Raw genomic sequence first — 4,929 nt, 5'->3', positions numbered from 1 at the left:
AGGGGGGGTGGGTGGGGGTTCCTCCACTCCATGAACCACAACACCAGCCCGCCCAAACGCCGGGTGTCAGTGTTTGAAGGCGTCCTTGATGTTTTCCTTGGCCTGCCGGGCGTGGCCGGTGGACTTCTCTGCCTGTCCCTCGGCGGTCACGCGCTCGTTGCCGACCTTCTGCCCCATCGCCTTCTTGGCCTTGCCCTTGGCCTGCTCGGCCAGCGCCTTGGCCTTCTCACCAGCGGTCATGACGATCTGCCTCCTCTAACGATGTCGTCTTTGGGGGTAAGCGCCGTCTGCCCGGGGTCGGCCTTCATAGACGAGGCGTTCGGTGCGCATGCTCGAGGAACGGGAGGGCAAACGGGGCGTCAGGAGGTTGAGAATATGGTTCCGCTGTTGCTTGTTCTGCTTCTCGCACTGCTTTTGTTCGGTGCCGGTTTCGCGCTGAAGATCCTCTGGTGGGTCGCGGTCGTCGTGCTGGTGGTGTGGCTGCTCGGCTTTGTGATGCGCTCGGCCAGTCCCGGCGGCGGTCGGAGCCGCTGGTACAGGTGGTGACCTGGACGCCCTACTTGCGTGCATGGCGAGGGCCCCGCCGGACAACACCCGGCTGGGCCCTTCCTTCATATTCGCCCACGGGCGAATATGAGCGGGCCAGTGGCGACGAAGAGCGTCCTTCCCGAAGCCCCCGGAGAGAGCCGCACGGGCCTGGTTTGCTTGCGAGATCGAAGGGCAGGCGGGCTTTCGTGCTTCGGACCGGAGGCGCGCGCCCAGTGGGGAAGCCTGAATGTCGGCTCGTCCGGCAGGCTTGGCGAACCTCCTGTGGCGGACCCTGACAGCACTGGGTTGGCCTCGGAACAAACGTTGTCTTCGGGGCGGCCTGGAGAACCGTTCAGGAGCGAATCCGTATGCTGACTGACCTGTCGACGCCCCGCCCCGATACGCCCGAGACCGCCACCGCCGCCTCACCCGCCAGCCGACACAGCCACAACGACGCCCCCGACACCGCCCAACTCTTCGCCCGATTCATGCAAGTGGACGACGGCCCGGAGCGGGACGCCGTGCGCGGCGAACTCGTCGCTGCCTGGCTGCCCATGGCCCACCGGATCGCCGGCCGCTTCCGTGACCGCGGGGAGTCGTTGGAGGATCTGAGGCAGGTGGCCGCCCTCGGGCTGGTGAGGGCCGTGGACCGGTTCGACCCGTCCCGAGGGGCTTTCGAGAGCTACGCCGTGCCGACCATCACCGGGGAGGTCAAGAGGCACTTCCGTGACCGGATGTGGGCCCTGCGGGTGCCCCGCCGGGTGCAGGAACTACGCAACCGAGTGCGGGTCTCTCGCCGAGAACTCGCCCAGCAGCCAGGCAGTGCCGAACCCACCGTCGCTGCCATCGCCGCTAACGCCGGTCTCAGCGAGAAGGAGGTGAACACCGGCCTGGAGGCGATGGAGAGCTTCAGCACCCTGTCGCTGGACGCCGAACTGTCCACCGGTGACGAGGACTACAGCCTCGCCGACACCCTCGGCACCCCTGACGCCTCGTACGACCTCGTGGTGGACCGAGAGGCAGCCAAGGCCGGACTGCGCCGGCTGCCCGAGCGGGAGCGGGCCATCCTCTACATGCGCTTCTTCGAGGACGCGACGCAGAGCCGCATCGCCGACCGGTTCGGCATCTCCCAAATGCACGTCTCCCGGCTGATCAGCGGCAGCTGCGCGCGCATCCGCGCCGAAGCCCTGGCGGAGCAGTCCGTCGGTCGTCCCGCGGCATGACACCAACTGCCCGCACACCAGGGAGCGCTCCGGATGCTGATCCCGCGTGGCGTCTTCACACGGGTGAGGGCCCGGGGCGTGTGACGGCAGACGCTGTTGGTTAATTCGGGCCTTGCTTCGCCCCGTCGACCGGCTGGTCGGCGGGGCGGAGTGCTGCGAAGTGGCTGGTGCGGGTGCGGGCCCTGGGTGTGTCGGTGAGGTGGGCGTCGATGCGGGCGAGGTTGATGGCGGCGCCGGTGAGCTGGTGCTGGAGGCTGGTCCTGGCCAGGCCGCGGTATCGGGATCGGCGCAGGCCGCAGCGCCCGACGGCTTGGGAGATGGTTCCTTCGACTCCGGCGCGGATCTTGTATCTGGTCTTCCAGTCGTCGGTCTGCTGGAGAGCGCGGGTCCGCTGGAGGGCCTGGTGCTCGTCGTGCTGGCGCAGGGTGAGTTCCCTGCGTTCGGCCTTGGGTGAGCTGACGCAGTCGCGCAATGCGGGGCAGTGGCGGCAGTCGGCCGGGGAGAATCTGACCCGGATCACGGGAAGCTGTTGCTGAGAACTGCGCAGAGCCCACTGAGTGCTGGTGGCTCCGTTCGGGCAGGTGACGTGTTGCCGGTCCCAGTCGATGGTGAAGGCGTCCTGTCCGTAGCCGCCGCCGTTCTTCGTCTGGGCGACGGTGACCGCTTGCAGCGGCCCGTGCAGCTCGATGCCGTGCTCACGGCGGGCGGCCGCGATCTGGGCGGCGGTGACATATCCGGTGTCGACCCAGTGCTCGCCGGGCAGGCACTCCCGTTCGGCGAGGCCGGTGTGGATCGTCTCGCTCATCACGCTGTCGGGGACGGTGGCGACGGTGGTGGCCACGTTCGTGATCAGGTTCGGGGTGTCCGGCTCGCAGGTGTCGGTCAGATGAGTCTTGTATCCGTCCCACAGGATGTCGCGTTTCTTGCTGCCCCTGGCTTCGAGGTCATAGGGCGTGACCAGGCGCGTCGCGCCCGGCGGGCGGTCTTTTGGGTCCCGCCGCCTTACCTCGCCCCCGGTCAGGTGGAAGTGCTGGACCCACATCTGCCGCAGGATCTGGACCTGCTCCAGCTCCCGCAGTCCGGTCGGCGCCTGGGGCGAGAAGACGGCCTCAAGCAGCCGCATCCCGTCCGTCCCGATCCGCCTGCCGACCTCCACCCGCCTGGTGTGGGCCTTGGGGAACCGGGAGTCCTCGGCCCGGGTGGCGTAATGCCGAAACCAGTCAGGCTCGGCAGTCTCCACCAGCCAGTCGGGCGCAGCCTGCGCGAGCGTGTTCAACGCCGAACGCAGCGTCTCCGCGACCATCTCCAGCCAGCACAGCTCCCGGGCCGCGGACTGCACATGCGTGGAGTCAGTACGAGCCCGGCCGGCGGTCTTGAGCAGCCCCTTCTCCCGGGCCGCGGCCAGGATGCCGTCCAGCACCCGCCTGCCCGCCTCCGCCTCGATGAGACGGTCCCGGAATTCCGACAGCACCGAGAAGTCGAAGCCCGGATCAGCCAGTTCCAACGCGAGGGCATATTTGAAGTCGATCCTTGCCCGCACCGCCTCGGCGGCCTGCCGGTCGGCAACACCAGCACCAACGCGAGGCGCCCCGGTGACCAGGCGGGCTTCCCACGCGCCGGGAAGAGATCCGCGAACTCCTCGTCGGTGAACAACGGACCCAGCTCGTCCCGGACCCGGATCGCCAGGCTCCTTTCGGGAACGCGGCCCGCGCCACCCGCACCGTCTCCGCCGGAATCTCGCCCGGCCCGCTCGGCCGCATAGACATCGACACCCACCCCATACGACAACATCGGCTCCCAAGACCACAACCAGGTCTTGGGAGCCGACGTCACGCACGGGCCCGAATTAACCAACAGCGTCCGTGTGACGGCAGTCCGGGCCCTCGCGCGGGATCGCACTGGCGTGGGAGGACATCTGCAGCGCGATGCCGTGCTCAACGACGGAGCGCGGAAGGCGTCACGTGACACGTGGAGCGGTACGTGGCTCTGTTCACGAGAAGCAGCAGCACTGTTCCTCGTCCGCGAGTCGAACAGTGCATGAGTTTGGGTTCTGATCCAACTTCCGGACCAGAACCCGTTCTCGTAGACAAAGCCACACATCCGCGCGTCCACGGAGGCCACCCCTCCCCTCTGCCGTCTCGATCACCACAGACCCTGCCACGCAGGTTGCCGCCGCGTCAGCGCGGTGATCGGTCATCTGCGAAGCGGCTGTCCCGCGTGTCGTCCCACTCCTGCAGGGCTTCGCGCAGTGAGGCAGCGACGTCGGACAGGGTGTCCCTGCGGGCAGCGAGCCAGCGAAGGTACGGCTCCGCTCCCTGAAGGAGACCGGAGCGGGGATAGGCGATCACCAGGGCACGATGGGCTCCGCGCTCCAGGCAGTGGCTGAAGAAGTCGATGTCGAGGACGCCTTCGGGGGCGGCGATGTGCCCGTCGATGAAGACGCCACTGGGCATGGTGCAGCAGTTCCAGCCGTACGCACAGCTCGCATCCGATCGTCCCGTGCATGTCCGGGTAGCGCCGCTGCCACTCGCCATCGAGAGCGATGGCCTCCCCGGCGAGCGGGATGTTCTTGCGGCACAGGCAGCAGCTGATGCGGAACGCGACGGACACGGTGGAGCTCCCAATCACCCAGCGGGCCGGACGGGACTCAGCCTGGCAGCCGGTCCCGTTCCTACACCGTCGCCATGCTGCGCACGGCGGCCGGGTGCCTGGAGAAGCCGCCGGGGCGCGAGCCCTGCCGGCCGCCGACCACCGTGGGACGGCTCCACCGGGCCGCAGCCGGGAAGGTCCCATGACGGGCCGGCCTGGGCGAGGCCCGCGATATCGTGGAGGACCACCGACGACCATCCCATGATCTGGCAGGAGATCCGCGTGCCCGAGGACCCCAGCGCACAGGGTGAGATCGCCGCGCTCACTCGCCGCTTCGAGGAAGTGGCGCAGACGACGGACCGGGAGTTCGGGATCGTCAAGAGCGACCTCACGGCCCTGCGCCTCCAGGTCGGCAACCTTGATCAGAAGGTGGGCAACCTCGCCGGTGAGGTCCAGGCTCTCGGGGAGAAGATCGATCGCAATCAGGCGCAGATCGTGGAGCTGCTGACCCAGCTGATCGGGCGGAACCCCAACGCCAGCTGATCTTCTTTAAGGCTGCGGCCCGCGAACACATCGATGTGTTCGCGGG

At 68.1% G+C, this 4,929-nt stretch carries 5 protein-coding genes and 1 pseudogene; 3 read left to right on the top strand and 3 right to left on the bottom strand.

Annotation, left to right across the window (positions count from 1 at the left end):
- Window positions 1–66: 66 nt before the first annotated feature.
- The gene (locus tag ABT288_RS49420) at window positions 67–240 is read right to left on the bottom strand and encodes a CsbD family protein (RefSeq protein WP_351623364.1); all 174 of its coding nucleotides are present in this window, start codon (window positions 238–240) and stop codon (window positions 67–69) included.
- Window positions 241–375: 135 nt separating this feature from the next.
- On the opposite strand from ABT288_RS49420, the gene ABT288_RS49415 reads away from it, so the two are divergent.
- Together ABT288_RS49415 and ABT288_RS49410 are read left to right on the top strand one after the other, a co-directional pair.
- Window positions 376–546: a hydrophobic protein gene (locus tag ABT288_RS49415; protein WP_071377864.1), complete on the top strand. Its 171-nt coding sequence runs from the start codon at window positions 376–378 to the stop codon at window positions 544–546.
- Window positions 547–896: 350 nt separating this feature from the next.
- The gene (locus ABT288_RS49410; protein WP_351623363.1) at window positions 897–1,751 is read left to right on the top strand and encodes a SigB/SigF/SigG family RNA polymerase sigma factor; all 855 of its coding nucleotides are present in this window, start codon (window positions 897–899) and stop codon (window positions 1,749–1,751) included.
- A 100-nt stretch (window positions 1,752–1,851) separates the two neighbouring features.
- On the opposite strand, the pseudogene ABT288_RS49405 reads toward ABT288_RS49410, so the two are convergent.
- A pseudogene (locus ABT288_RS49405) lies at window positions 1,852–3,517 on the bottom strand (IS1182 family transposase).
- A gap of 411 nt (window positions 3,518–3,928) precedes the next feature.
- On the bottom strand, window positions 3,929–4,204 hold the full coding sequence (locus ABT288_RS49400; protein WP_351623362.1) for a hypothetical protein: 276 nt from the start codon (window positions 4,202–4,204) through the stop codon (window positions 3,929–3,931).
- A 397-nt stretch (window positions 4,205–4,601) separates the two neighbouring features.
- Between ABT288_RS49400 and ABT288_RS49395 the strand changes: the two genes are divergently transcribed.
- Window positions 4,602–4,883, top strand: coding sequence for a hypothetical protein (locus ABT288_RS49395; RefSeq protein ID WP_351623361.1), 282 nt, complete (start codon window positions 4,602–4,604; stop codon window positions 4,881–4,883).
- Window positions 4,884–4,929 lie beyond the last annotated feature (46 nt).

The organism is Streptomyces sp. NPDC001093 (assembly GCF_040298985.1).
Classification (GTDB): domain Bacteria; phylum Actinomycetota; class Actinomycetes; order Streptomycetales; family Streptomycetaceae; genus Streptomyces.
This window is presented reverse-complemented; position numbering and strand designations above follow the sequence as displayed.